This window comes from Arthrobacter sp. RIT-PI-e (assembly GCF_001187915.1).
Classification (GTDB): domain Bacteria; phylum Actinomycetota; class Actinomycetes; order Actinomycetales; family Micrococcaceae; genus Arthrobacter_D.
Genome location: NZ_LGIU01000051.1, coordinates 81,107 through 104,844 on the forward strand (window position 1 = coordinate 81,107; position 23,738 = coordinate 104,844).

Consider the following 23,738-nt stretch of genomic DNA (forward strand, 5'->3'; position numbering starts at 1 on the left):
TCAGGACATGGCCCGCCGGCCCTCGAAGGCGCGGCCCAGGGTCACCTCGTCCGCGTACTCGAGGTCCCCGCCCACCGGGAGTCCGGAGGCCAGCCGCGTGACCGGGATGCCGATGGTCTTCAGCATGCGGACCAGGTAGGTGGCCGTGGCCTCACCCTCGAGGTTCGGGTCCGTGGCGATGATGATCTCCTGGACCTGCTCGTCCGAGAGCCGTGCGAGGAGCTCGCGGATGCGCAGCTGGTCCGGGCCCACCCCGGCGATCGGGTTGATGGCCCCGCCCAGCACGTGGTACCTGCCGCGAAAGGACCGCGTGCGCTCGACGGCGATGACGTCCTTGGATTCCTCCACCACGCAGATCATGCTCGGATCGCGGCGGGGATCCCTGCAGATCGCGCACTTCTCCTGCTCCGCCACGTTGCCGCAGACGGCGCAGAACTTCACGCGTTCCTTCACCGTGGTGATGGCGGTGACGAGGCGCGCCATGTCCTCGCCGTCCGCTTCCAGGATGTGGAAAGCGAGGCGTTGAGCCGACTTCGGCCCGACACCGGGGAGGCGTCCGAGCTCGTCGATCAGCTCCTGGACTGCGCCTTCGTACACGATGGTTCCTCTTCTGCCGTTCGATGATGGTGCCGGTGCCGGGTCCACCGCAGTGCGGCGCCGGCTCCGCCCGGTCCGGCCGGCGGAGAAGTGTCCCCTCCATTGTCCGCCCTACGGCGGCCCGGCGCTGCGCGAGGCGCCGGCGCTCCTCCCAGGGCGAAGAGGATCACCGGCCGTCGACGCCCCGCTCCTCGATCAGCCGCCCGTTGAGGATCCGTTCGATCGCCGTGCGCCCCACGAGCCCGGAGTCCTCGAGGGTCTCGTCGTCGGCGCTCGGCTCGTCCTCCACGTACCGGAGGTCGACGACGCCCCGAGCGGCCGCCGCCTCCTCCGCACGGGCGCGTTCCGCCTCGTCGAGGAGCTGCTGGTACCGGCTGCCCGGCTTCCTCGGCGCATCGCCGACAGGACCGGACGCTTCGGCACCTGCGCCGTCCCTCCCCGGGAGGTCCGTTCCCGGGGCTACGGGCCGAGTCGGTGGCGCGGTCGTCCCCACCGGTGTCTGCGGACCGCTGCCGGCGTCGTCGGTGTCGGGGCTCCAGATCACCGAGCGCGAGGAACGTGGCGCCGGCTGGTCGGCCGCGACCGGTGGACCCCCCTGCGTCCTCCCGGGCGCCGGTGCAGCCGGTGTTCCGGGCTGTGCCCGAGGAGCCCCACCGCGTGGACCGTCCCCACGGGTGGCGGGTCCCTGCTGTGCCGCTGCGTCCCCGTGCCCCCCCTCCCGGCGCGCCTGCTGGGTCCCCTCGGAGCGATGCCCATCCTGCCGACGGTCGCCCGGGTTCCGCGAGGAGGCCTGGTGCGAGGGAGCCCGCGTCGGGCCGTGGCGGGCGCCCGGTCCGCCGTCTGCCGGGCGGCGCTCGGCGGGATCCTGCGGTGCCGGTTCCCATCCCGGTCCTGGGTCGAAGGCCTCCTCGGGGGGTTCCACGAGGGCCCAGGAGTCGTCGGACATGGACGGGTTCCAGGCGCTGACGGCCTCGGGCGCAGCCTCCGCCGCACCCGCCTCACCCGTACCTGTGGGGCCGCGCCCCGCCGAGGGCCGGCTCCCCGGCTTCGGCGCCTGGGGGCGAGGAGCACCCGGGGCGGGGATGTCCGCCACGCGATCCTCCGGGGCGGGGGTGGACAACGGCTCCGGAGCCTCGTTGTCCGGAGCCTGATCGGCCGTCGCCCCGTTGTCCGGATCCTGGGGGACGGAGGGGCCGCCTGCCTTGGAGTGCCGCGGATTCTCCGCGCGGGTCACCGGCGCATTCCCCACGTGCGCCACCCTGCGCTGCTCGGCGGGTACTGCCCAGGTGCCGGCCCCGTGCGGTGCAGGAGCAGCAGGTGCGCGTCCGATCGGGGAGTCCTCCCGGCCGCGTTGCGGATCGGCCTCCGGCTGCATCGTCGGGGACGAGGTCGCAGGCCCCGGTGCCGACGGCTCCCGTGTGGGGGGCAGAGTGGAGGTGGTGCCCGGGATGCTGTCCCGGGCCGGTGAGCTAGCCGGTACTTTTGGGCCCGACTCACCCGACCCGCCGGCGTCGTGCATGGCCTCGATGGAACAGGTGAGACCGAGCACCGTGTGGATGGCCTGTCTCAGGTTGTCCATGTGCGGCCCCCGCTGGAAGCCGATCGCGTTGCCCTGGTTGACGAAGGACAGCACCAGCTGGTTGCCCTCGAACGAACGCGGTTTCGCGGACACGTTGACGATCAGCCAGGTGGCCCGCTTGATCTTGGCCACCTCGTCCATGATCTCCGGCCATGCCCTGCGGACCATCTCGATGTTGCCGCCCGAAGCAGCGGACTGCGGCTGCGGTTCGGCTCCGTGTCCGGTCTCCGGAGGACGCGGTGCACCACCCTGCTGCCCCTGCTGTCCGGCAGGGTCAGGCCGTCCGTCGGTCCGCTGAGTCTCCGCCGGCGCGCCCGGCCGGTCCTCGGTCCGCTCGGCGGGAGCTCCCCGGTCCTGCCGTCCGTCGCCACGGGCCTCCGCGGCGGGATCCTCCGTGGAGGACCATGCGGCATCGGGTTCGGAGGGGGAGCCGGGCTCGCTCCCGGACCACGGGGCGGATGCAGGCTCGGTGGACTCCCCGGAGGGGTGCCGGGCGGCGTCGGCTGCACCGCGTCCGGGCTCCTCACCACGGGCCGCTGCCGGACCCGACTGCTGTGCGGGGCTCCCGGGTGTGGTCCCCGTGGCGGGTGGCGGCTGCGCCGGCGATGCGGGCTCGGCGAAGGCGGAGTCCGTGGAGAGCCCCCAACTCCCACCCCAGTCCGGGGAGGAGTCCGCGGCGGACGCGTCGGAACCCGGGCGGGTGGCCGAGGGGGCACTCGTGGCGGAGTCGGCGGCGCCGGTCGTCGGGAGCGCCCATCTGGCGGCCGCCTCCTCGGCGTTCCGCGGGACGTCCAGACGTGGCCGCGCCGGTGTCTGCGGGGTCTCCGCCGTCTCTGCCGCACCGGTTCCGGAGGGAGTGCCTCCGGCGTACTCCAGGCGCCGCTCGATGCGGTCCACCCGCGCCAGGGTGCCCCGCTCGCTGGCATCGGCCGCCGGGAGCAGGAGCCGGGCGCACAGCAGTTCCAGGTGGAGCCGGGGGGAGGGGGCGCCGGTCATCTCGGTGAGGGCGGCGTTGGTGACATCGGCGGCCCGGGGCAGCTCGCCTGCACCGAGCTGGTTCGCCTGGGTGCGCATGCGGTTCAGCTGGTCCTCCGGGATCCCCCGGAGGATCGAGGTGGCGCCCTCGGGTACCGCGTTGATGACGATCAGGTCGCGGAAGCGCTCCAGGAGGTCCTCCACGAAGCGCCGGGGATCGTGCCCGGTCTGGATCACGCGGTCCACGGCGTTGAACACCGTACCGGCATCGTCCGCCGCCATGGAGTCGACGACGTCGTCGAGGAGCGTGGCGTGCGTGTAGCCGAGGAGGGACACCGCGAGTTCGTAGTCCAGGCCGTTCTCGCCCGCGCCGGCCATGAGCTGGTCCAGGACGGACAGGGAGTCACGCACCGAGCCGCCTCCGGCGCGGATCACGAGGGAGAGCACGCCCGGTGCCACCGGTACGTCCTCCTGGTGGCAGAGTTGCTCCAGGTACGCCATGAGCGGCTCCGGGGGCACCAGGCGGAACGGGTAGTGGTGCGTGCGGGAGCGGATGGTGCCGATCACCTTGTCCGGCTCCGTGGTCGCGAAGATGAAGAGGATGTGCTCGGGCGGCTCCTCCACGATCTTCAGCAGGGCGTTGAACCCGGCGGACGTGACCATGTGGGCCTCGTCGATGATGAAGATCTTGAAGCGGTCGCGCACCGGGGCGAAGGTGGCCCGCTCGCGCAGATCGCGGGCGTCGTCCACGCCGCCGTGGCTGGCGGCGTCGATCTCGATGACGTCGAGGCTGCCGGAGCCGTTGCGGGCGAGCTCCACGCAGCTGTCGCAGACACCGCACGGGGTGGAGGTGGGGCCCTGTGCACAGTTGAGGCAACGGGCCAGGATGCGGGCCGAGGTGGTCTTGCCGCACCCGCGCGGACCGGAGAAGAGATAGGCGTGGTTGATGCGGTTCTTGTCGATCGCCGCCATCAGGGGGGAGGTGACGTGCTCCTGACCGATGACGTCCGCGAAGGTCTCGGGACGGTAGCGGCGGTAGAGGGCTGTACTCACGGGGAAACCTTATCGGTTGGTACTGATGGATTGCATGCCGGTGGGGCGGGGGTGGAGGACAGGACGGCAGGATCGACCACCCAGGGGATCTGCGGCAGGGCATCCGGGGCGAACACCGCCAGCGCGTCCTCCAGCGAGCTGCCGGGCAGTCCGAGGGAGGTCAGGAGCAGCTCCAGCACTTCCGGCGCAGTGCGGCCGAGTGCGGCGAGGTCCTCGAGGGTCACCGCGCCGTCCCGTTTCGCGAGGCGACGCCCGCTCCCGGTGACGGCCAGGGGCACGTGCGCGTAGGCCGGGGCGGGCAGTCCCAGCAGCGAGGCGAGGTGGGCCTGCCGCGGAGCGGAGTCCAGCAGATCGTCCCCACGGACCACCTGGTCGATGCCGTCCGCGGCGTCGTCCACCACCACCGCGAGGTTGTAGGCGATCACGCCGTCGTTCCGCCGGAGCACCAGATCGTCCACGGGACCCTCGGTCCTCCCCGCGAGCAGGTCCGTGACGCTCCAGGAGTCCACGCCGGAGCGCAGGCGCAGGGCCGGGGCGCGCAGGGCCCGACGTCGTTCCCGTTCACCCTCGTCCAAGTCACGGCAGGTGCCCGGGTAGAACCCGGTGCGTGCATGGGGCGCGCTCGCCGCCTCCGCGACGTCACGGCGGGTGCAGAAGCACTCGTACACCAGGCCGCGCCCGCGGAGGTGGTCCAGGGCCCGGTCGTACCGTTCGCCCTGCTCACTCTGGCGGGTCACGGGTGAATCGGGGGTCAGCCCCAGCGCGGCCAGTTCGGCGAGATGCTCCGCCTCGGCGCCCGCGCGCACGCGGTCGAGGTCCTCCACGCGGATGAGGAAACGGCGTCCGGTGGAGCGGGCGAAGAGCCAGGCGAGCACGGCGGTGCGGAGATTGCCGAGGTGGAGCTGCCCGGACGGGGTCGGGGCGAAGCGGCCGGCGCCTCGGTGCGTCATCCCCGACCTCCCACCCGTCCTTAAAAAGTTGAGACCCCCCATGCACCTGCCAGAGCCCGCTTACCCTTGCTACCTTCCGGTCCTGGGGGAGTTCAACAGGATGACACCACATGAGGGGCCGAGGACCAGTGTACACAGACGGGCGGGTGGCTCCTGAATCGACTGGACCTCCGCCTCGGGGACCGATTCGGCAGAATCGGGTTGCATGGGTACTCTGGTATCTGCTCCACATCAGGAGGATTCGCCTAGCGGCCTATGGCGCACGCCTGGAACGCGTGTTGGGTTAACGCCCTCGGGGGTTCAAATCCCCCATCCTCCGCTGCAATGAGAAGAGGGACCCCTGCTCCGGCCGAGGGTCCCTCTTCTCATTGGGCACTCACCCGCCGGATCCGGTTCTTCGCCGCGGTCTCCGCAGGACCCTCCGGTCCCAGGCCCAACCGGATGACACCGAGCACCAGGCGGACGGCGGTGCGGATGGGCAGTGGGACGGGACCCAGCGACGGCACCTTCAGGCCGAGCAGCTCACGGTGCCGGGGCTCGAGCGTGGCCACCGCCCCTGCGAACAGGATCCTGTACCCGAGCCGCTGCGAGCGCGGGAGCGGCGGGCGGCGGATGTAGGTGAGTACCTCCTGCACCTGCTCGCTGTCCCTGAGCTCGGCGTCGAACGCGGCGAGTTGTACGCGTAGCTCGGCCTCGGACCGCGGTGGGTCCTCGATCCCCATGAGCTCTCCGGCGTGCGACCACTCGGCGACGTAGCGGTCCACCCCGCCCGGGATGGATCCGCCGTAGGCATGGTGTGCTGCGACGAACGCGTCCGTGAACGCGAGGTGCACCCAGCGCAGCAGGTCGGGATCCGAGGCGGCGTAGGGCTTCTCCTGCCCGCGAGCGTCCACGTAGGTGCCGTGCACCCGGGTGTGGAGATGCTGCACGAACGCGGACCCCTTCTTCGCCGCCACCTTCGAGCCGTAGGTCACGGTGAAGATCCACCGGATGGTGTTGGCGAGGCGGCCGAGGGGTTCCTCGCGGAAACTCGAGTGGGCGTGGACGCCGGCCATGGCACCGGGGTGCAGCGCCTGCAGCAGGAGGGCGCGGATGCCGGCCACCGTGGGGGTCATGGAGCTGTGGACGGTCCAGACGGCGGAGTCGACGGCGAAGTACCCGGCGTCGTCGCCCTTCTCGAACTCGTACTGCCACTGCGGGATCGCCGGATCGCCGTCGGTGAAGGTGGTGCGGAGCTGCGTCTTCCACGTGGCGATCATGCCCATGCGGTGGCCGTCCTGTCGATGATCCGGTGGCCCCGGGACGGGGCCGTCCCTGTTCCCAACGAACCCGGTGGCCGGTTTGCTCCGCCGGATGCCCGGTCGGAGTAGGGTCGAGCAGGAGACGTCCCATCGACCGCGGAGACCCCATGTCATCGTCACCCCTGTACGAGATCGACCTGACCATGAACGACGGCAGCGGCGGGTCCTTCGGCGACTACCGCGGCAAGCCGGTGCTGGTGGTCAACGTGGCCTCCAAGTGCGGCTTCACGCCGCAGTACGCCGGGCTGGAGGAGCTGTACGGGAAGTACGCGGAGCGCGGTCTGGTGGTGCTCGGGATGCCGTGCAACCAGTTCATGGGGCAGGAACCCGGGAACGACGCCGACATCGCCGAGTTCTGCTCCACCACCTTCGGCGTGAGCTTCCCCCTCCTGGCCAAGGGGGATGTGCGCGGGAAGGACCAGCACCCGCTGTACGGGGAGCTGACGCAGTTCAAGAACGGCGTGCTTCCCGGGCTCGTGAAGTGGAACTTCGAGAAGTTCCTCGTGGGCCGCGACGGCAAGGTGATGGCACGCTTCGCCCCCACCGTGGAACCGGACGCCCCCGAGGTGATCGCCGCGATCGAGCAGGCGCTCGAGGCTCCCGCCGGGTGACGCACGTCGTCGGACCATCCGCGGCGGGACGGGACCCCGCACTCCTGGTGCGGCAGCGCTAGTCCAGGAGCGCGACGCAGCGGGCGAGGAACTCCGCCCCGGCCTCCTCGTGGACCAGGTTCCCCTCGGTGAGGACCTCGTAGGGTTTCACCGGGACGCCGTCGGCCGGGCGCACGTCCACGTGGGCGACGTCGAACCCCTGCTCGTGCAGGTAGTCGGCCATCGCGTAGTCCGTGCGTGAATCGCCCACCGTCCGCCAGGTGTGCGGCGGGTCCATGAGCGGGGCCACCAGGGTGAGGGCCCGCTTGGCACCGAGGTCCTTGCCCACCCGGACCGACTCGATGTCCGTGGAGATGATGGTGGGGTCCACCCGGTACTCGATGTCCCCGTTGCTGTCGGGCTCCTCGCGGTCCAGCCTGCAGGCGCCCATGTCGTGGCTGTGGAGGATGTCCAGGGCGTCGTCGTCGAAGCCTCGCTGGCCCGCGAGGTAGTCGGCGTTCGTGGCAGTGAGCTGCTGCTCCACCGACACCATCGCCAGCTTGGTCTCGTCGAAGAACATGAGGTCCGCGTACTTCTCCTCCACGAGGTCCCGGACGTCGTCACCGAAGCTCGTGGGCAGCGCCAGCTCCCGGTCCACGAAGACCTCGCCCGCGCCGTCGGAGGTGAAGGAGAACCAGGTGGCGCCCTTCTCGCACACCGCGTGGAAGGTCACACCGTCCGGGATGCCGGCCGCGAGCATGGGTGTCATGACCTGATCCCGGATGAAGGCGTCGGACCTCCCGGTGTTGAACACCACGGGCCACCCGGCCGCCGCGAGGGTCAGCAGATCGGCGATGATGCCGGCGGGGACGGTGCGCGTGACCGGGCTCGCCACCGGCCCGTCGACGTCCAGCAGCAGGCCCTGGACGGGTTTCCCCTCGGTGGTGGGAGGCAGAGCGGGGGAATCGGGGAGCAGGTCGATCGGGGCATCCGTAGGCATGGACCCATTATGTTCCGGCAGGCCTCCGGGGACCCATTCCGGGTCGGTTGACGGTTCGTGTGATTCGCCCCATACTTGTGGAATCGATTCCATGGAATCGATTCCACAATGGCGTAGGGAGCAATGTGCGGTCAGTGACGATCAAGGATGTCGCCGAGAAGGCAGGTGTCTCCGTTGCGACCGCATCCCGCGTCCTGTCCGGTCACCCCAGTACGTCGTCCGCTGCACGCACCGCCGTGGAGCAGGCCGCCACAGGGCTCGGATTCCGCCCGAACGCGCAGGCGCGATCGCTCCGGAGGACCAGCACCCAGACCATCGGGCTGCTCCTCCCGGACATCAGGAACCCCTTCTTCGCTGATCTCGCGCATGCCGTGGAGCAACGAGCCAGCGAGGCTGGATATGTCACGGTCTTCGGCAACGCCAACGAGAGCTCCGAGCAGCAGGACCGGTACTTCGACGTCATGCTCTCGCAGCGCGTGGACGGGCTCATCGCCGCACCGCAGGGGGATCGCGCGGGTCTCGAGGGCATCCTGGGCAGCGGGCTGCCCACGGTCTTCGTGGACCGTGTGATCGAGGGCGCGGACGTCCCGAGCATCAGTCCGGACAACCGCACGGGGATCCGGGAGGCCGTCGAGCATCTCATCGCCCGCGGTCATCGACGCATCGGATACATCGCCGGCCCTCAATCCACTTCCACGGGACGCGAACGGTTGCAGGCATACAAGGAGGCTCTCGCCGGGTCCCCGGCGGAACTCTCGAGCGACCTCGTGTACATCGGTGACTTCCAGGCCGCCAGCGGAGCGGCCGGAGCACACACGCTGCTGAACCTCCCGGAGGTGCCCACGGCGCTTCTCGCCGCGGACAGTCTCATGTCCATCGGGGCGATCAGCGTCTGCAACGAGCGTGGACTCGCCATCGGGAGCGACATCGCCTTCGTCGGCTACGACGACATCGAGGCATTCACACTCCTCAACCCGGCCCTCACCGTGATCGCGTCCGACGTCGACGCCATGGGCACGGGGGCCGTCGACATGCTGATGCAGGTCATCACGGGCGAGCCCGCCACGTCTCGGGTTCTTCCCAGCCGCCTGATCCGGCGCGGCTCCACCCCAGAACTCCCGGAAGGAACCGGCGCATGAGCACACCCATCCTCTCGCTGGAGAACGTCAGCAAATCCTTCGGTCCCGTCACGGTGATCGACGACGTCTCCGTGGACGTGTACCCGGGGAAGGTGCAGGTGCTCCTCGGCGAGAACGGTGCCGGGAAGTCCACCCTCATCAAGATGATGGCGGGCGTCTACCAGCCCGACGGTGGCCGGATCCTCGTGGACGGGAAGGAGGTCACGCTACCGGACACGAAAGCCTCCGAGAACCTCGGTATCGCGACCATCCACCAGGAGCTCAACCTCGTGGGGTCGATGAGCATCGCCGAGAACATCTCGATGGGCCGTATGCCGAAGCGGTTCGGTCTCGTGGATCGCCGCCGCATGAGGGCCGATGCCCGGGCGGCACTGGCACTCATCGGCCTCGACCTCGACGTGGACCAGCACGTCGGCGAGCTCGGCATCGCCCGTCAGCAGCTCGTCGAGATCGCGAAGGCACTCAGCATGGACGCACGCATGCTCATCCTCGACGAACCGACCGCAGCCCTGACCAAACGTGAGATCGCCGCGCTGTTCGGTGTCGTCGAGGATCTGCGTCAGCAGGATGTCGGCATGATCTTCATCTCGCACCACCTCGACGAGATCGCCGCCATCGGTGATTCGGTGTCCGTGCTGCGGGACGGATCGTTCGTGGCCGAGGTGCCCGCGACCACCCATGAGGACGAGTTGGTCCGGCTCATGGTGGGTAGGGACATCGCCCAGCAGTTCCCGAGGCGGCGCGAGTACCAGGGCCCGCCGGACACGCTGCTCTCCGTGCAGAACCTCTCCACGAAGGGCATGGTGAACGACGTCTCGTTCGAGGCCCGTGCCGGTGAGGTGGTGGCTCTGGCCGGTCTCGTGGGTGCGGGACGCACGGAAGTGGTCCGCGCCATCGCAGGGGTGGACCCGTACCTGTCCGGGACCGTGCAGGTCAGGGGCAAGGACCTGCCGAGACTCGACGTCGGAGCAGCCATCCGCGCGGGCGTGGGCCACGTCCCGGAGGATCGCAAGGTGCAGGGACTCGTCCTCGGGGCAAGCGTGAACGACAACATCGGGTACGCGACCCTCGCCTCGACGGCGAGGGCCGGCGTGGTGGACTTCGCCGGGCAGCGTTCACGCGCCCAGGGTGTCGCGGACACCCTCCGGATCCGCATGCGGGACCTCGACCAACCCGTGGGCAGCTTGTCCGGCGGCAACCAGCAGAAGGCGGTCTTCGCGCGGTGGATCCTCGCCGAGTCCTCCGTCCTGCTGCTCGACGAACCCACCCGCGGGGTGGACGTCGGGGCGAAGGTCGAGATCTACGAACTGATCAACGCCATCACAGCGGCAGGGGGAGCCGTGGTGATGGTCTCCAGTGAACTCCCCGAAGTGCTCGGGATGGCCGACCGCATCCTCGTGATGAGTGGTGGCCACATCTCCGGTGAGCTCGACGCCACCGACGCAACCCAGGACGCCGTCATGTCCCTCGCCGTCCGCGACGTGCAGAGGGATCTCGAGGACCAGCAGATGAAGGACGAAGCATGAACACCGTAGCTGTCAGGAAGCCCACCACCTCGGGTAGGGCGAGGATCACCACGTTCCTTGCGAACAACGGAGCGCTCGTGGGGCTCCTGGTCCTGGGGCTCGCCCTCTTCATCGCCACCCCCGACTTCCTCACCGGGCCCAACCTGCTGAACATCGGCATCCAGGCTTCCGTCATCGCCGTCCTGGCGTTCGGGCTGACCTTCGTGATCGTGGCCGGAGGGATCGACCTCTCCGTCGGGTCCGTGGCGGCCCTGAGCGCCATGGGTTCCGCCTACATGTTCAGCACCGCGGCGCTACCCGGCTGGCTCGCCCTGATCGGCGGGCTCCTGGTTGGTGCGCTGGCCGGTGCCGTCAGCGGCTTCGCCGTCGCCTTCGGCCGCCTGCCCTCGTTCATCGCCACCCTCGCCATGCTCAGTGTGGCTCGCGGGCTCACGCTCGTGCTCTCCGACGGACGGCCGATCGCCACCGCCCCCACCGTCTCCTTCCTCGGCAGCACCGTGGCCGGTGTCCCGATGCCCATCGTGGTGCTCGTGATCGCGGGAATCGTGGCGGCGCTGATCCTCAACTACACCGTGACGGGGCGCTACATGTACGCCGTCGGCGGTAACACCGAGGCTGCACGCCTTTCCGGCATTCCCGTGCGCCGTGTCCTCGTCATCGTCTTCGCCCTGTCGGGGCTCTTCGCGGCGCTCGCCGGTCTGCTGCTCTCCGGCCGGTTGGACTCGGCACAGCCGCAGGCCGCCGCCGGCTACGAACTGGATGCGATCGCCGCCGTCGTGATCGGTGGTGCCTCCCTCGCCGGCGGGGTGGGGAGGATCAGCGGCACCCTGATCGGCGCCCTGGTCCTCGTGGTCATCCGCAACGGTCTCAACCTCCTCAACGTCTCGTCCTTCTGGCAGCAGGTGGTGATCGGTCTGGTCATCGCGCTCGCCGTCGGTATCGATTCCCTCCGCCGCAAGAGTGGCAGCCACTAGCCCTCTCCTCCCATCTCCACCGACACGAACCTGTACCAACCAACCGAAGGATCCGACGATGAAGTTCTCCTCCACCTCCAAGGCCGCGGCCGTCACGATGTCACTCGCTCTCCTGCTCAGCGCCACGGCTTGCAACCGTGACACCGGTGGCACCGGTGACGCTGCCGCCGAGGACCGTAGTGTCACCCTCGCCGTGTCAACACTGAACAACCCCTTCTTCGTGGAACTGCGCGACGGCGCCCAGGAAGCAGCGGACACCGCCGGCGTCGAGCTGAACATCGTGGACGCCCAGAACGATTCCGCCACGCAGACCAACCAGTTGGCCACTGCGGCGACCAGCGGGACCGACGGCGTGATCATCAACCCGGTGGATTCAGATGCCGCGGCGGCATCGGTCGCTCCCCTGGTGGCGGACGGCACGCCCGTCGTCGCCGTGGACCGCGCGGTGAACGGGGCCGAGGTGCAGTCCCTGGTTTCCAGCGACAACGTGGCGGGTGGCCGCCAGGCGGCCGACGAGCTCGCAGCGGCCATGGGTGAGCAGGGCACGGTGATCGTCCTGCAGGGGGTGGCCGGGACCTCGGCGAGCCGCGACCGCGGAGCCGGTTTCACGGAGGGCCTCGCCGCCTACCCGGACATCGAGATCGTGGCACAGCAGACGGCGAACTTCGACCGCGCCGAAGCACTGAATGTCGCCACGAACCTCCTGCAGGCACACCCGGACGCCACCGGGGTGTTCGCGGAGAACGACGAGATGGCGCTCGGTGCCATCCAGGCGCTCGGCGCCCGTGCGGGTGATGACGTCAAGGTGGTCGGGTTCGACGGTACGGCGGATGGACTGGCCGCGGTCGCGGCGGGGACGCTGCCCGCCCCGGGGGCGCAGCAGCCGGCCGCGCTGGGCAAGCGTTCGGGGGAGGTGCTCGTCCAACTGCTCGACGAGGAGACGGTCGAGAGCTCCATCCCCGTACCGGTCACCACGGTCACCACCGAGAACGTCGCGGACTTCGCCGGATGAGCGTCCCGTCGCCGGGCATCGTCGTGGTCGGGTCCATCAATGCGGATCTCGTGGTGACCCTGGAGCGTCACCCACGGCCGGGTGAGACCGTGCTGGGCCGGACCTTGACGGTACTGCCCGGCGGCAAGGGCGCCAATCAGGCCGTGGCCGCGGCGCTGCTCGGCGCGGACGTCACCATGGTCGGGGCCGTGGGGGACGACGCGTACGCCGAAACCGCACTGTCCGGGCTGCATGCGGCGGGGGCAGACCTCCGAGCGGTCCGGCGGGCGGACGGCAGCACCGGGGTGGCGATCGTGGAGGTCTCCGACGACGGCGAGAACACCATCGTGGTGCTGTCCGGTGCCAACACGGAGGTGACCCCGGACGTCGTGGCGGCGTCGGCGGACGCCATCCGGGACGCCGCCGTCGTCGTGGTGCAGGGTGAGCTGTCGGCCCCGGCCACCGCCGCCGCCGTTCGTGCGGCAGCCGGCCGGGTGATCGTGAATCTCGCCCCCGTCATGGAATTGGACCGCGAGGCGCTCCTGCGTGCCGATCCCCTCGTGGTCAACGAGCACGAGGGCGAACTGGTCCTCGCACAGTTCGGGGGTGCGAAGCGCCCCGATCATGAGGCGGTGGTGACCGCACTGCTCGCCTCGGGCTTCGCGTCCGTGGTGATGACGCTCGGCGGTGAGGGAGCACTGATGTCCGACGGCGGACCCGTGCGGCACGTCCCCGCGCCGCGGGTGACCGCCGTGGACACCACGGGAGCCGGCGATGCCTTCGTCGGCGCGCTCGCTGCGCGCCTCGTGGCGGCCGACGCCCTCGAGGACGCCGTCCGCTTCGCCGTTCGCGTGGGGTCCTACGCGGTCCAGTACCCGGGTGCCCAGCCCTCGTACCCCACTCCTGCGGACGAGCTTCCCGAGGTACTCACCGACGACCATGAGGAGGCTTCGCGGTGAAGAAGGCAGGCATCATCAATGCTCCCTTGAGCGGAGCGCTGGCCGCCCTCGGCCACGGTCACCTCGTAGCGATTGCCGACTGCGGTCTGCCGTTGCCGGCCTCGGTGCCGGTCATCGACCTCTCGCTGGTGCGTGGCATCCCGTCCTTCCCGGATGTCCTGGCTGCTGTACTCGACGAAATCGTCGTGGAGGGGGCGATGGCTGCCCGAGAAGTCACTGGCAGCATCGTCGAGGAGTGGATGGACTCTGCGGGTCTCACCCCGAGCTCGATCTCTCACGAAGAGCTCAAGAGGATGCTGTCCGGCGTGCAGGTGATCGTACGCACGGGGGAGGCAACCCCGTACGCGAATGTGATCCTGCGTTGCGGCGTCGACTTCTGAGCTCCGATGACACCTCGGCCCACCGGCAACCCGTAACCATTCGGCCACGAGATGACGGGCTCAACGGGGCCGCGTTCCATTGAGTGCTGCGATTACCTAGGCTGTAGCAGTGATCTTCAAAGCAGTGAGCGACGGCAGGCCCTACCCGGACCACGGACACGTGACCCCCAAGGACTGGGCGGAAGTGCCACCACGGCAGGTGCGGCTGGATGAACTCGTGACCACCAAGACCACCCTGGACCTCGAAGCGCTCCTGGCCGAGGACTCCACCTTCTTCGGTGACCTCTTCCCCCACGTGGTGCAGTGGAAGAGCGCCCTCTACCTCGAGGACGGCCTGCACCGTGCCGTCCGGACCGCACTCCACCAGCGCACCATCCTGCACGCCAGGGTGCTCGTGCTCGATGACTGAGCAGGAGACGCCACGCCAGCGTCGGGCGAGGGCCAAACGTGATCCGATCGAGTGGCACGGCCACCACATCGTCACGGAGACGGACCTCGGTGCGGTCTTCCAGGACGACGTCGTGGACCGGCGGCGCACCAAGCGCCGCCGCATCCTCCACGGCATCGTCCTCGCACTCCTGGTGGGACTGCTCGGCGCGGCCGGGTACGTGGCGCTGGGTGTTACGCGCGGCGAGATCCGGCTGGAGTTCCTCGAGACTGCCGGGTCCCCCGATCCCTCGGCGGCCGCGGAGGAGTGCCCTGCCGGGCCGTTCGACTACCAGGACCCGAGCAGCATCACCGTGGACGTCTTCAACAGCACCACCATCGACGGGCTCGCCGGTACGGCGGCAGGTCAGCTGCGCGAACGTGCCTTCGCCGTGCGGACCATCGGCAACCGGGAGGCCCCGACCACGGCCATGATCGCGGAGATCGTCTCCGGCGAGGCGGGCCGTGCGAATGCCTTCACGCTGCAGCGCAACCTCCCCGGCACCACCTACCGCTCCGACGATCGCGACGACCGGTCGGTGGACGTGATCCTGGGGTCCGGGTACGACGGCGTGGTGCCCGAGGAGGGCCTCGACATCACGCCGGCCGGGCTGACCTGCGCCGAGGACGAGGATTCCACCGAGGCGCCTGAGGCGGGATGAGCTCGGGCGGCTTCCCGGAAGGACCCGTCGGTGCGCGCACCGCACCGCGGACCGGCGGCACGGAGCGGACGCGCGCGAAGGACCGGCTGATCGGCGCGCTCGGGATGCTCCTGGCCATGGTGCTGGCCCTGGCGGTGCTCTGGTGGGTAGTGAGCGAACCCGCCGGAAGTCCCGCTGCAGCAGGGCCGTCGGTGTCCGCCGACCCTCCGACGGCAGGAGCATCACCTCCCGCCGGACTCGAGGAGGGCCGGGTGTGGTTCGCGGAGCTCGAGCTCGACGCCGGGACCGTGGTCACCTCGGGCACCACCCTCCGCGACGTCCGCGCCGTGGGACAGGACGTGGTGTCGGGCCCTGACGAACTGAGGTCCGGGTTCCTCACGGTGGACGCCACCGTCCCGTTCGACGTCGTGGCCGCAGAGCTCGACGACGGCAGCGTGGTCAGTGCAGCCGGCGAGGGCCGGGCGCGGGTGGTCCGCACCGTGGAGGCGCTCGGACGGGAGATCCGCGTCGTCGCCGAGGGGTCGGTGGAGGTGGCGGACGGCCGGCTCGTGGTGGTGCCGCGCTCCATCGATGTCGGCGGTCCCGCGTTCCTCTCCGACGCCACGGCCGCCGTGGTCCGCGGCCTCGTGACCATCGAGCACGAGGTGGAGGGCCTGCCCGACGGCCTGGTGCTGCAGGATGTCACGGTGCAGGAGGACGGCTTCCGCGTGGAGCTGCAGGGTGAGGACGTGCCTCTCGGCCGGTGACCCGGTGCATCCAGCCCGAGACCGCCGGCACGGCGGCCCGGGCTGCGCCTGCCTAGGAGGTGCGTCCGCCGCCCTGCCACACGGCGTCGAACGGTGCGTTCGAGGAGACCCGGTTCCGGATCCCCTCGGTGACGAACTGCTTGGCCGCGCGCGCGGCCTCCAACGGGGTGGCTCCCTTGGCGAGCTCCGCGGTGATCGCCGCGGCCAGGGTGCAGCCGGCACCGCTGACGGCCACCTCGCCGACCTTCGGGGCGGTGAGGACCTCGAGGGTCTCGCCGTCGAAGAAGACGTCCACGGCGTCGGGGCCGTCGATCCGCACGCCGCCCTTGGCGAGCACCACGGCGCCGCTCTGCCGGTGGATGATGCGGGCCGCCTCCTTCAGGTCCTCGAGCGAGTCGATACTGGTGCCGGAGAGGGATTCGGCCTCGAAGTGGTTGGGGGTCACGAAGGTGGCCAGCGGCAGGATGTTCGCCTTCAGGGCCTGGTCCGTGTCCAGTGCGGCCCCCGGCTCCTGCCCCTTGCAGATCAGCACGGGGTCCAGCACCACGTTGTCCCACGCCTGGCTCTTCAGCGCTGCCGCCACGGTGTCGATCGTGGCGGGGGTGCCGAGCATGCCCAGCTTCACCGTGCCCAGTGCGTAGCAGGACTGGATGGCTTCGAGTTGATCGGCGATCACCTGCTGGTCCACGGGGACGAAGCGGTGCTGCCAGGAGTCCTTCGGGTCGAAGGACACGATGCACGTCAGGGCGGCGATGCCGTAGACGCCGAGTTCCTGGAAGGTCTTGAGGTCCACCTGGGCGCCGGCGCCGCCGGTGGCCTCGGATCCTGCGATGGTGAGGGTGACGGCGGGGGAGGCGTGCAGCTGGTTCTCGGACATCCTCCTAGTGTGCCCGAACGGGTTGCACGGCAGCCACTTCGGACGACGCCGGAACAGCCTTCACCGCAGGCCCCGGGATGGGGTAGGGCGGTGAATCGCTCAGGCTCCCCGCACGCGGACCAGTCTCCACACGCTGGCACGGGCCAGTGCGCCCGCGCCCCCGACCACCAGTGCGGCGGGAACGCTGCTCACCACCGAGGAGACCATGACGGCAGGGAGGACCCCGAGAGCTGCTCCTGCGAAGCCGGTGAAGAACACGGCGACATGGATCCACTGGTGCCGCACCCGGAGCAGGAGGAGCCCGAGCACGATGCCGAGGGGGAGCCCCGTGAAGATCCCGACGATCATGCCCCACCAGAGGATCAGGAAGAAGGCCCCGATCACCGCCGGGACGTCGTCCCAGGCGAGGGCGTCGAGGGTGAGGCCCGCACTGAAGGCGAAGGCGAGCGCCAGGACGATCACGCCCACGAGGAACCCGACCAGGACGGCGCAGGGCCCGAAGGTGATGACGGAGCGCGGTGCCGCCGCACCGACGTCGTCCGGGGTGTACCGGCCGGTCAGGTTCCCGCCCCGCGGGTCGGCTGGATGGTGTCCTCGACCTTCCGGCACGATGGCTCCTTCCCGAGTGCGTCCGATCCTCAACCGTAGTACCGGCCGAGGACCTCCGCCTTCAGCTCGGAGAACGTGCCGTCCTCGATGGCGCGGCGGGCGTCGTCGACCATCCGCACCACGAAGCGCTCGTTGTGGATGGAGATCAGCGTGGCGGAGACCATCTCCTTGGCCTTGAACAGGTGGTGGATGTAGGCACGGGTGTAGCTGGTGCAGGTGTAGCAGTCGCACCCCTCCATCAGCGGGGTGAAGTCCCGTTTGAAGCGCGCGTTGGAGAGGTTCCACCGGCCGTCCGGAGTGTAGAACGCGGAGTTCCGGGCCACCCGGGTGGGGGAGACGCAGTCGAACGTGTCGGCCCCGTTCTCGATCCCGGTGAAGAGGTCGTCCGGCTCCGAGATGCCGAGGAGGTGCCGCGGCTTGTCCTCGGGGAGCTCGTCGCTGCACCAGGCGAGGATCGTGCCGAGGTTCTCCTTCTCCAGGGCGCCGCCGATCCCGAAGCCGTCGAACTCCATGGCGCCGAGATCGGCGGAGGCCTTCCGGCGGAGGTCCTCGTACTGCGCTCCCTGGATCACGCCGAACAGCGCCTGGTACGGGCGGTGGCTGCGTTCCCGGGTGAGCCGCCGGTGCTCGGCGATGCAGCGCAGCGCCCAGAGCCGCGTCCGCTCGAGGGACTCCTCCTGGTAGCCGCGCGAGTTCATGAGGGTGGTGAGCTCGTCGAAGGCGAACATGATGTCCGCGCCGAGCCGGTGCTGCACCTGCATGGAGATCTCGGGGCTGAAGCGGTGGCGGTCACCGTTGAGGTGGGAGGTGAACCAGACGCCGTCGTCGTCGATGTGGGCCAGGCGCTCCTTGCCCGCCGCCACGCGGTCGTCGGCGCCGGCCAGCCCGGTGTCCACGGGGACGTCCATGGAGATGACCTTCTTGAAGCCCGCCCCGAGGCTCATCACCTGGAAGCCGCCCGAATCGGTGAACGTGGGGCCCGACCAGTTCATGAACGCGCCGAGACCTCCGGCCTCGTCGAGCACGTCCGGCCCGGGCTGCAGGTAGAGGTGGTACGCGTTGGCCAGCAGCGCCTGCGCGCCCAGGTCCGCCATGGCGCCCGGCAGCACGGCCTTGACCGACGCCTTGGTGCCCACGGGGATGAAGGCGGGGGTCCGGATCTCGCCGTGGGGCGTGCTGATGGTGCCGGTGCGCCCATGACGATGCGTGCCCGTGGCGGGCGTGGTGTCCTCGAGGCGGCTGCCGACCGAGAAGGAGAACGCAGGATCCTGGGAGGTGGAGGGCATGCGCCCATCCTGCCAGCCCGCCGCCGGGCCGATCGATCACGAGCGGATCAGCGGGGGATCAGGAGTCGGTGAGCTGCTCGTTCAACGAGGCGACGGCGGCGAGCTCGGCGGCGATCCGGCGCTCCAGGACCTCCCGGTTCAGCGTCTGGGAACCCCCGTGCGCCCGCAGGTACAGCAGGACGCCGATCCGCAGGACCCGCCAGTCGCGTTCCGCAGCCGGCTTGCCCGCTGCGGAGGCCCGCAGGATCTCCGGGTCGTACACGTTCGGTTCGTTGAGCTGGCGCTGCCGGTACATCGCCGCCGTCTTGGCGCGCAGCGGGTCCGTCTCGGCGTCGTCCGCCACGCGCAGGGCGGCGGAGTACCGGGCGGAGCGCTCGGCGTCGTGCCGGGTGAGGTACGCGGCGAGCGCGAGGCCGCCCTCGATCCACTTCCACCGGCCGAAGTTGCCGTCGAACGGGAGCTCCGCCAGGAGACCGGCGACGGTGAGCGCGGCTGCGGCGTCACCCTCGTCGATGAACAGTGCGGAAGCCAGCTGGTGGAGGTCCTGGAGGTTGCTGCCGGACTTCAGATTGCTGCCACGGGCCAGGCGCGCGGCGGTGTCCTGGACGGCGGCGCTGTCCGGGTGGGCCTGCGCGATCTGCGCCCCCAGGGCCTCGGGCGAGCCGTGGTCCGCCGCGACGGCGGAGGCGCCGAGCCCAGCGTCGGCCGGTTCCACGTACACCATGGAGCCCGTGGCGATGGAGACGCTGCGGCCCTCGGCCGCGGTGGCGCCCACGAGGGCGGGGACGCCGAAGTCGTCGGGACGCACCTCCACCGCGGTGACCTCGGCGGGATCGTCCGCCCCCGGGAGCGCGAGGACGTCACCGACGGCCAGTACCTCCGCCGGGACGGCGCGCAACCCTGTCCTGTCCATCCTGTTCACCACCATGTCCGCTGTGCCGTTCCTGCCCGTAGCCCCGAAATGCGTTCCCGCGACCCCAGCGCGCCTGTAGAACCTTACGGCAGGAGCCCGGGGGCCGTGCTCCGCAGGATCAGCGACCCCATCCGGCGTGGGCGAGGGCCTGACGCAGCACGTCCCCGCGGCCGCCCGAGAACTCGGCCTGGATGCCGGGGCTGAGTGCCTCGGCGGGTGTCAGCCAGGACAGTTCGAGGGCGTCCTGGCGGGGGGCGCACTCACCGGTCACGGGGACCAGGTAGGCGAGGGCGACGGCGTGCTGGCGGTCGTCCGTGAGACCGGTCTCCGAGGGGGAGGGGAAGTACTCGGCGATGGTGAACGGCAGCGGGGAGGGCGAGAGCTGCGGCAGGGCCATGGGCCCGAGGTCCTTCTCGAGGTGCCTGAGGAGGGCCGCCCGGATGGTCTCGCGGTACATCACGCGGCCGGAGACGAAGGTGCGCATCATCTCGCCCTGGTCGTTGCCCTGCAGGAGCAGCCCCACCTCGTTGACGTACCCGAGGGAGTCGCACCGCACGGGGATCGCCTCCACGTACACCATGGGCAGGCGGCGGCGGGCCTCGTAGAGATCGTCCTCGGAGAGCCAGCCGGGATTGGGGTCAGGGGTGCGAACGTTCATATCCCAGTTTTATAGCAGACACCCGGGCAGGACGACGCCGCGCCCGGTTCTTCGGCCCCTGGCTGAATCCGGTGTACGCCCCGGATCAGGGTGCGGTGGTGTCATCCGGCTGCCGCTGGTGGATGCCGAGAGCCGTACCCCAGGGGGTGTCCACGCGGAGCGACCGGCCGGTGCGGTCCTCGACGCTCACCGGCCCGCTCCCGACGGCGGCGAGGTCCCCCAGCAGCTCGCGCACATCGCCGTCGTACTCGAACGCGAGATCCACCGTGACCCGGTCGGACGGGGCGTCGTCCTGCCCTGTCTGCCCTGCCTCTACGGTGACCAGTCCGCCGTTCTTGGCCCGGTACCGGTACCGGTGCCCTCCGCCCCGGCTGTGATGGGGCTTCGCGCCGATGTCCTCGAGGACCCGGCGGGCGTCGTCGGGGTCCGCGGTGCGCCAGCGGGCCACGACCGTCAGGGGCGAGGCGGGCGCCCCCGTGTCCCGTGGTCCCACCGCGGCGGGGAAGGTGGTGCCGTCCGGAGTGTCCACCCATGCAGTGAGCCCGGCACCCTCACCGGAGATCTCCGTGAGGGTGCCGGCCTCGTTGGTGCGGCGGGCGAACTCGCGGACGTCGCCGACGTCGAACGCGAGGTCGGTGGTGCCCTCCCCGACGGTGCCAGGGGCGTCACCGACAGGTCCGGTGTGCAGCGTGACGCGGCCGTGCCCGGCGTCGAACACCACGGTGGACGGCGTCGGTGCCGGGTCCTCCGCCGGCCGGAGTCCCAGGGCCCGGAGGAACGCGGCCGCCCGCGGAAGATCGGAGGTCCGGATGGCGGGATGCACGCGGAGCATCGGGTTCTCCTTCGGGTGGGCACGGAGGCATGGGGTTGGGCGCCGTGCACCCGTTCGACCGGCTCCACGGCATCGCCGTCCCACGGTAGCGGAGCCTCCACCTTCCCCTGGCCGGACACCTCGTGCGCGTGCCCCGTGCGGCGTAGGGTGACGCCATGAAGGCCGAGCTCCCCGAACTCCTGCTCCCGGATGCCGACGCCTGGCGGCACTGGCTCGAGGGGAACCACGCGGTGTCGCCGGGGGTCTGGCTGGTGGAGCACAAGAAGGGCGGTGCCGTCACGGCGCTGACCTACGCGCAGGCACTCGACGAGGCGCTGTGCTTCGGCTGGATCGACGGCCAGGCGAAGCCCCGCGACGCCGCCAGCTACCTTCAGCGCTTCACGCCGCGGGGCCCGCGCAGCATGTGGTCCATCCGCAACCGGACGCACGTGGACCGGCTGCGCGCGGAGGGCCGCATGCGCGAGGCCGGCGAGCAGGCCGTCGCCGCCGCGCAGGCGGACGGCCGGTGGGAGCGGGCCTATGCAGGGCAGGCCACCGCGGAGGTCCCGGCGGATCTCCTGGCCGCCATCGAGGCCGACCGCGTGGCGTCGGACATGTTCCGCACGCTGTCCTCGCAGAACCGCTACGCGATGATCTTCCGGCTGGGGCAGCTGCGGACGCCGGCGGCCAGGGAGCGGAACATCGCGAAGTTCGTGGCCATGCTCGCCCGCGGCGAGACACTCCATCCGCAGGGCCCGGGACGGACGCGGAGCACAAGATCACCGCGGGGCGACGGCGATCAGTCGGGCCCCGCCGCCCGGTAGGCCTCCAGGACCATCCAGGACTGCAGCTGGGAGGACAGGCTGACGGGACCCTCCTGGTGCGGCGGGAACAGGGTGGCCCCGTGCTCCGCGGGGACGCGCCCGGCCCAGAGGTGGTCCGCCGTCGCACCGAGCAGGGCACGCGCCGTCGCAGCGGCGGATCCGTTCAGGCCGGGTGCTGACGCCGCGACGGCCAGGTACCGCGCGAGGATCCCGGTGAAGAGCCCGCCGTCGCCCCGGTGGTCCAGCGGCAGCACGCCGTCCGCGTCGGCGAGGTGGCGGGCCACGGCGTGGACCAGGGCGCCCGCCCGGGCCAGGTTCTCCGGGCCGCCGGTCGCCACGAGCGCGCCCAGCACCGTGCCCTGGTTGTACGTGTACACCGCGTGCTCGATCCGTTCGTCCGCCTTCACGCCGTCGCCGTAGAGACCGGTCACGGGATCCTGCAGCCGGTCCTGCAGCCAGTCGACCAGCTGCTGGGCGCGGACGGTGTCGCCCGCCCGGGCGAAGAACAGGGCCGACGGCGCCGTGGTGGCCGTGTTCTTGTAGTCGCGCCGCGTGTTCCAGTAGACGCCACCGCCGAGCTCGCCCGTGTGCGCGGATCCGAGGGCAGCCCCGAGGACCCGCACCCCGCGTCGCGGCGGCCGTTCCGCCAGCGCGTCCAGCCGCTGGAGGGCCAGGGCCAGCCACGCCATGTCGTCGTAGTAGGAGTTCCGCCAGCGCGCCCCGTTCCGCAGCCAGATGCCGCGCGCCAGCTCCTCGGCCTCGACCAGGGCGTGCCCGGCAGGGTCCCGGAGGTGCTCGTCCAGCAGGCAGTCGAGGTAGTGCGCCTGCCACCAGTAGTGCCAGTGCAGCTGCGGTCCCCGCGGCGCCGGGTGGGCGATCGCGGCCAGCCTGGTGCCGGGGACATGACGGGCGCGCCGGGCGAAGAGCCGCCGCACACTCGCCGCGGCCGTCGCCGCAGCGGAATCGGGAGTGGGCATATCACCCACCCTAGCCACGATGGATGCCCGGCGGACCGAGCAGGATGCACGGCCGGACCGGCATCGGGTGCGCAGTGCGCCACGTCACACTACCCTGGGGTCAGGCGGTCCGACGGCGGTCCGTCCGGGATCGAGGGAGCAGCATGGACATCAGCGGAGCGGTGGCCCTGGTCACGGGTGGCGCCTCGGGCCTCGGGCTCGCCACCGTACGGCGCCTGGTGGACGCCGGCGCAGCGGTGGTGGTGGCCGATCTGCCACGGTCCGCCGGTGCGGACGTCGCCGGCGAGCTGGATCCCTCGGGCACCCGGGTCCGCTTCGTCCCCACCGACGTCACCGCGACCGCCGACGTCGAGGCGGCCGTCGCCGCCGCCGTCGAGCTCGGACCCCTGCGGATCGTGGTGAACTGTGCCGGGATCGGGACCCCGGGGAAGGTGCTGGACCGGGACGGGGTGCTGCCGCTGGAGCAGTTCGCCCGGGTGGTGGAGGTCAACCTGATCGGCTCGTTCAACGTTCTCCGCCTGGCCGCCGAGGCCATGTCCGCCACGGGAATCGTGACGGGCGACGGCGGGTCCCCGGAGCGCGGCGTGATCGTCAACACCGCGTCCGTGGCCGCGTTCGACGGGCAGATCGGCCAGCCTGCGTACGCGGCGTCGAAGGGCGGGGTGGCGGCCATGACGCTCCCGCTGGCCCGCGAGTTCGCCCGGCACCTCATCCGGGTGGTCACCGTGGCCCCCGGCATCTTCCAGACCCCCATGATGGCCGGCCTGCCGCAGGAGGCCCAGGACTCCCTCGGCGCTCAGGTACCCCACCCCTCCCGCCTCGGCAGACCCGCGGAGTACGCCGCGCTCGTGGCGCACATCGTCGAGAACCAGATGCTCAACGGGGAGACCATCCGCCTGGACGGGGCCATCCGCATGGCCCCGAAGTAGTCCCCC

At 70.8% G+C, this 23,738-nt stretch carries 24 protein-coding genes, 1 tRNA gene and 1 other RNA gene; 13 read left to right on the plus strand and 13 right to left on the minus strand.

Going from position 1 to position 23,738, the window contains the following annotated elements:
* The 4 genes from recR to ffs form a co-directional block, all read right to left on the minus strand.
* A complete protein-coding gene (gene recR, locus AC792_RS07080) occupies positions 1-597 on the minus strand; it encodes a recombination mediator RecR (protein ID WP_049829853.1) in 597 nt (198 codons plus the stop codon).
* A gap of 166 nt (positions 598-763) precedes the next feature.
* A complete protein-coding gene (locus tag AC792_RS07085) occupies positions 764-4,204 on the minus strand; it encodes a DNA polymerase III subunit gamma and tau (protein WP_082177546.1) in 3,441 nt (1,146 codons plus the stop codon).
* On the minus strand, positions 4,201-5,154 hold the full coding sequence (gene gluQRS, locus AC792_RS07090; RefSeq protein WP_049829854.1) for a tRNA glutamyl-Q(34) synthetase GluQRS: 954 nt from the start codon (positions 5,152-5,154) through the stop codon (positions 4,201-4,203). The genes AC792_RS07085 and gluQRS overlap by 4 nt, the downstream gene beginning before the upstream one ends.
* A gap of 26 nt (positions 5,155-5,180) precedes the next feature.
* Positions 5,181-5,277: signal recognition particle sRNA small type (ffs, locus tag AC792_RS16350), an RNA gene on the minus strand.
* A 111-nt stretch (positions 5,278-5,388) separates the two neighbouring features.
* Here ffs and AC792_RS07095 point away from each other — a divergent pair.
* Positions 5,389-5,473 (plus strand) — tRNA-Ser (locus AC792_RS07095).
* A gap of 46 nt (positions 5,474-5,519) precedes the next feature.
* Here the strand turns inward: AC792_RS07095 and AC792_RS07100 are convergent.
* A complete protein-coding gene (locus AC792_RS07100; RefSeq protein ID WP_049829855.1) occupies positions 5,520-6,419 on the minus strand; it encodes an oxygenase MpaB family protein in 900 nt (299 codons plus the stop codon).
* Between the two features lie 143 nt (positions 6,420-6,562).
* Between AC792_RS07100 and AC792_RS07105 the strand changes: the two genes are divergently transcribed.
* Entirely contained in the window at positions 6,563-7,066 is a 504-nt protein-coding gene (locus tag AC792_RS07105; protein ID WP_049829856.1) for a glutathione peroxidase, read from the plus strand.
* 58 nt (positions 7,067-7,124) lie between these two features.
* Here AC792_RS07105 and AC792_RS07110 read toward each other — a convergent pair whose 3' ends face one another.
* On the minus strand, positions 7,125-8,045 hold the full coding sequence (locus tag AC792_RS07110) for a hypothetical protein (RefSeq protein ID WP_049829857.1): 921 nt from the start codon (positions 8,043-8,045) through the stop codon (positions 7,125-7,127).
* Positions 8,046-8,179: 134 nt separating this feature from the next.
* On the opposite strand from AC792_RS07110, the gene AC792_RS07115 reads away from it, so the two are divergent.
* From AC792_RS07115 to AC792_RS07155, 9 genes are all read left to right on the plus strand, one after another.
* Entirely contained in the window at positions 8,180-9,184 is a 1,005-nt protein-coding gene (locus AC792_RS07115; protein WP_235436439.1) for a LacI family DNA-binding transcriptional regulator, read from the plus strand.
* A complete protein-coding gene (locus AC792_RS07120) occupies positions 9,181-10,710 on the plus strand; it encodes a sugar ABC transporter ATP-binding protein (RefSeq protein ID WP_049829859.1) in 1,530 nt (509 codons plus the stop codon). The genes AC792_RS07115 and AC792_RS07120 overlap by 4 nt, the downstream gene beginning before the upstream one ends.
* Positions 10,707-11,684, plus strand: a complete 978-nt coding sequence (locus AC792_RS07125; protein WP_049829860.1) for an ABC transporter permease — start codon at positions 10,707-10,709, stop codon at positions 11,682-11,684. Before AC792_RS07120 ends, AC792_RS07125 begins: the two co-directional genes overlap by 4 nt.
* A 58-nt stretch (positions 11,685-11,742) precedes the next feature.
* The gene (locus AC792_RS07130) at positions 11,743-12,696 is read left to right on the plus strand and encodes a substrate-binding domain-containing protein (RefSeq protein WP_049829861.1); all 954 of its coding nucleotides are present in this window, start codon (positions 11,743-11,745) and stop codon (positions 12,694-12,696) included.
* Positions 12,693-13,634: a ribokinase gene (locus AC792_RS07135; protein ID WP_049829862.1), complete on the plus strand. Its 942-nt coding sequence runs from the start codon at positions 12,693-12,695 to the stop codon at positions 13,632-13,634. The genes AC792_RS07130 and AC792_RS07135 overlap by 4 nt, the downstream gene beginning before the upstream one ends.
* Complete coding sequence (rbsD, locus tag AC792_RS07140) at positions 13,631-14,014, plus strand: D-ribose pyranase (protein ID WP_049829863.1); 384 nt, start codon at positions 13,631-13,633, stop codon at positions 14,012-14,014. Before AC792_RS07135 ends, rbsD begins: the two co-directional genes overlap by 4 nt.
* Before the next feature lie 109 nt (positions 14,015-14,123).
* Positions 14,124-14,423, plus strand: coding sequence for a type II toxin-antitoxin system VapB family antitoxin (locus tag AC792_RS07145; RefSeq protein WP_049829864.1), 300 nt, complete (start codon positions 14,124-14,126; stop codon positions 14,421-14,423).
* Positions 14,416-15,102 (plus strand): LytR C-terminal domain-containing protein, encoded by a 687-nt coding sequence (locus tag AC792_RS07150; protein WP_049829865.1) that lies wholly within the window; start codon positions 14,416-14,418, stop codon positions 15,100-15,102. The genes AC792_RS07145 and AC792_RS07150 overlap by 8 nt, the downstream gene beginning before the upstream one ends.
* Positions 15,099-15,848, plus strand: coding sequence for an LmeA family phospholipid-binding protein (locus AC792_RS07155; protein ID WP_235436443.1), 750 nt, complete (start codon positions 15,099-15,101; stop codon positions 15,846-15,848). The genes AC792_RS07150 and AC792_RS07155 overlap by 4 nt, the downstream gene beginning before the upstream one ends.
* Positions 15,849-15,900: 52 nt before the next feature.
* Here the strand turns inward: AC792_RS07155 and AC792_RS07160 are convergent, their stop codons facing one another.
* From AC792_RS07160 to AC792_RS07185, 6 genes are all read right to left on the minus strand, one after another.
* Positions 15,901-16,725: a hydroxymethylpyrimidine/phosphomethylpyrimidine kinase gene (locus AC792_RS07160; protein WP_049829866.1), complete on the minus strand. Its 825-nt coding sequence runs from the start codon at positions 16,723-16,725 to the stop codon at positions 15,901-15,903.
* Positions 16,726-16,824: 99 nt separating this feature from the next.
* Positions 16,825-17,334 carry a hypothetical protein gene (locus tag AC792_RS07165; RefSeq protein WP_049829867.1) on the minus strand — a complete coding sequence of 170 codons (510 nt, stop codon included), beginning with the start codon at positions 17,332-17,334 and terminating at the stop codon, positions 16,825-16,827.
* A gap of 29 nt (positions 17,335-17,363) precedes the next feature.
* The gene (gene tgt / locus AC792_RS07170; protein WP_049829868.1) at positions 17,364-18,620 is read right to left on the minus strand and encodes a tRNA guanosine(34) transglycosylase Tgt; all 1,257 of its coding nucleotides are present in this window, start codon (positions 18,618-18,620) and stop codon (positions 17,364-17,366) included.
* 58 nt (positions 18,621-18,678) lie between these two features.
* Entirely contained in the window at positions 18,679-19,533 is an 855-nt protein-coding gene (locus tag AC792_RS07175; protein WP_152916078.1) for a DUF6707 family protein, read from the minus strand.
* Positions 19,534-19,651: 118 nt separating this feature from the next.
* A complete protein-coding gene (locus AC792_RS07180; RefSeq protein ID WP_049829870.1) occupies positions 19,652-20,191 on the minus strand; it encodes an NUDIX hydrolase family protein in 540 nt (179 codons plus the stop codon).
* Positions 20,192-20,276: 85 nt separating this feature from the next.
* Positions 20,277-21,023 carry a VOC family protein gene (locus tag AC792_RS07185; protein ID WP_049829871.1) on the minus strand — a complete coding sequence of 249 codons (747 nt, stop codon included), beginning with the start codon at positions 21,021-21,023 and terminating at the stop codon, positions 20,277-20,279.
* A 155-nt stretch (positions 21,024-21,178) separates the two neighbouring features.
* Here AC792_RS07185 and AC792_RS07190 point away from each other — a divergent pair, with 155 nt between their 5' ends.
* On the plus strand, positions 21,179-21,826 hold the full coding sequence (locus AC792_RS07190) for a YdeI/OmpD-associated family protein (protein WP_049829872.1): 648 nt from the start codon (positions 21,179-21,181) through the stop codon (positions 21,824-21,826).
* Here the strand turns inward: AC792_RS07190 and AC792_RS07195 are convergent.
* Positions 21,802-22,803, minus strand: coding sequence for a glycoside hydrolase family 76 protein (locus AC792_RS07195; RefSeq protein ID WP_049829873.1), 1,002 nt, complete (start codon positions 22,801-22,803; stop codon positions 21,802-21,804). The two genes, AC792_RS07190 and AC792_RS07195, sit on opposite strands and share 25 nt — an antisense overlap.
* Before the next feature lie 143 nt (positions 22,804-22,946).
* Between AC792_RS07195 and AC792_RS07200 the strand changes: the two genes are divergently transcribed.
* Positions 22,947-23,732 (plus strand): SDR family NAD(P)-dependent oxidoreductase, encoded by a 786-nt coding sequence (locus AC792_RS07200; protein WP_049829874.1) that lies wholly within the window; start codon positions 22,947-22,949, stop codon positions 23,730-23,732.
* Positions 23,733-23,738 lie beyond the last annotated feature (6 nt).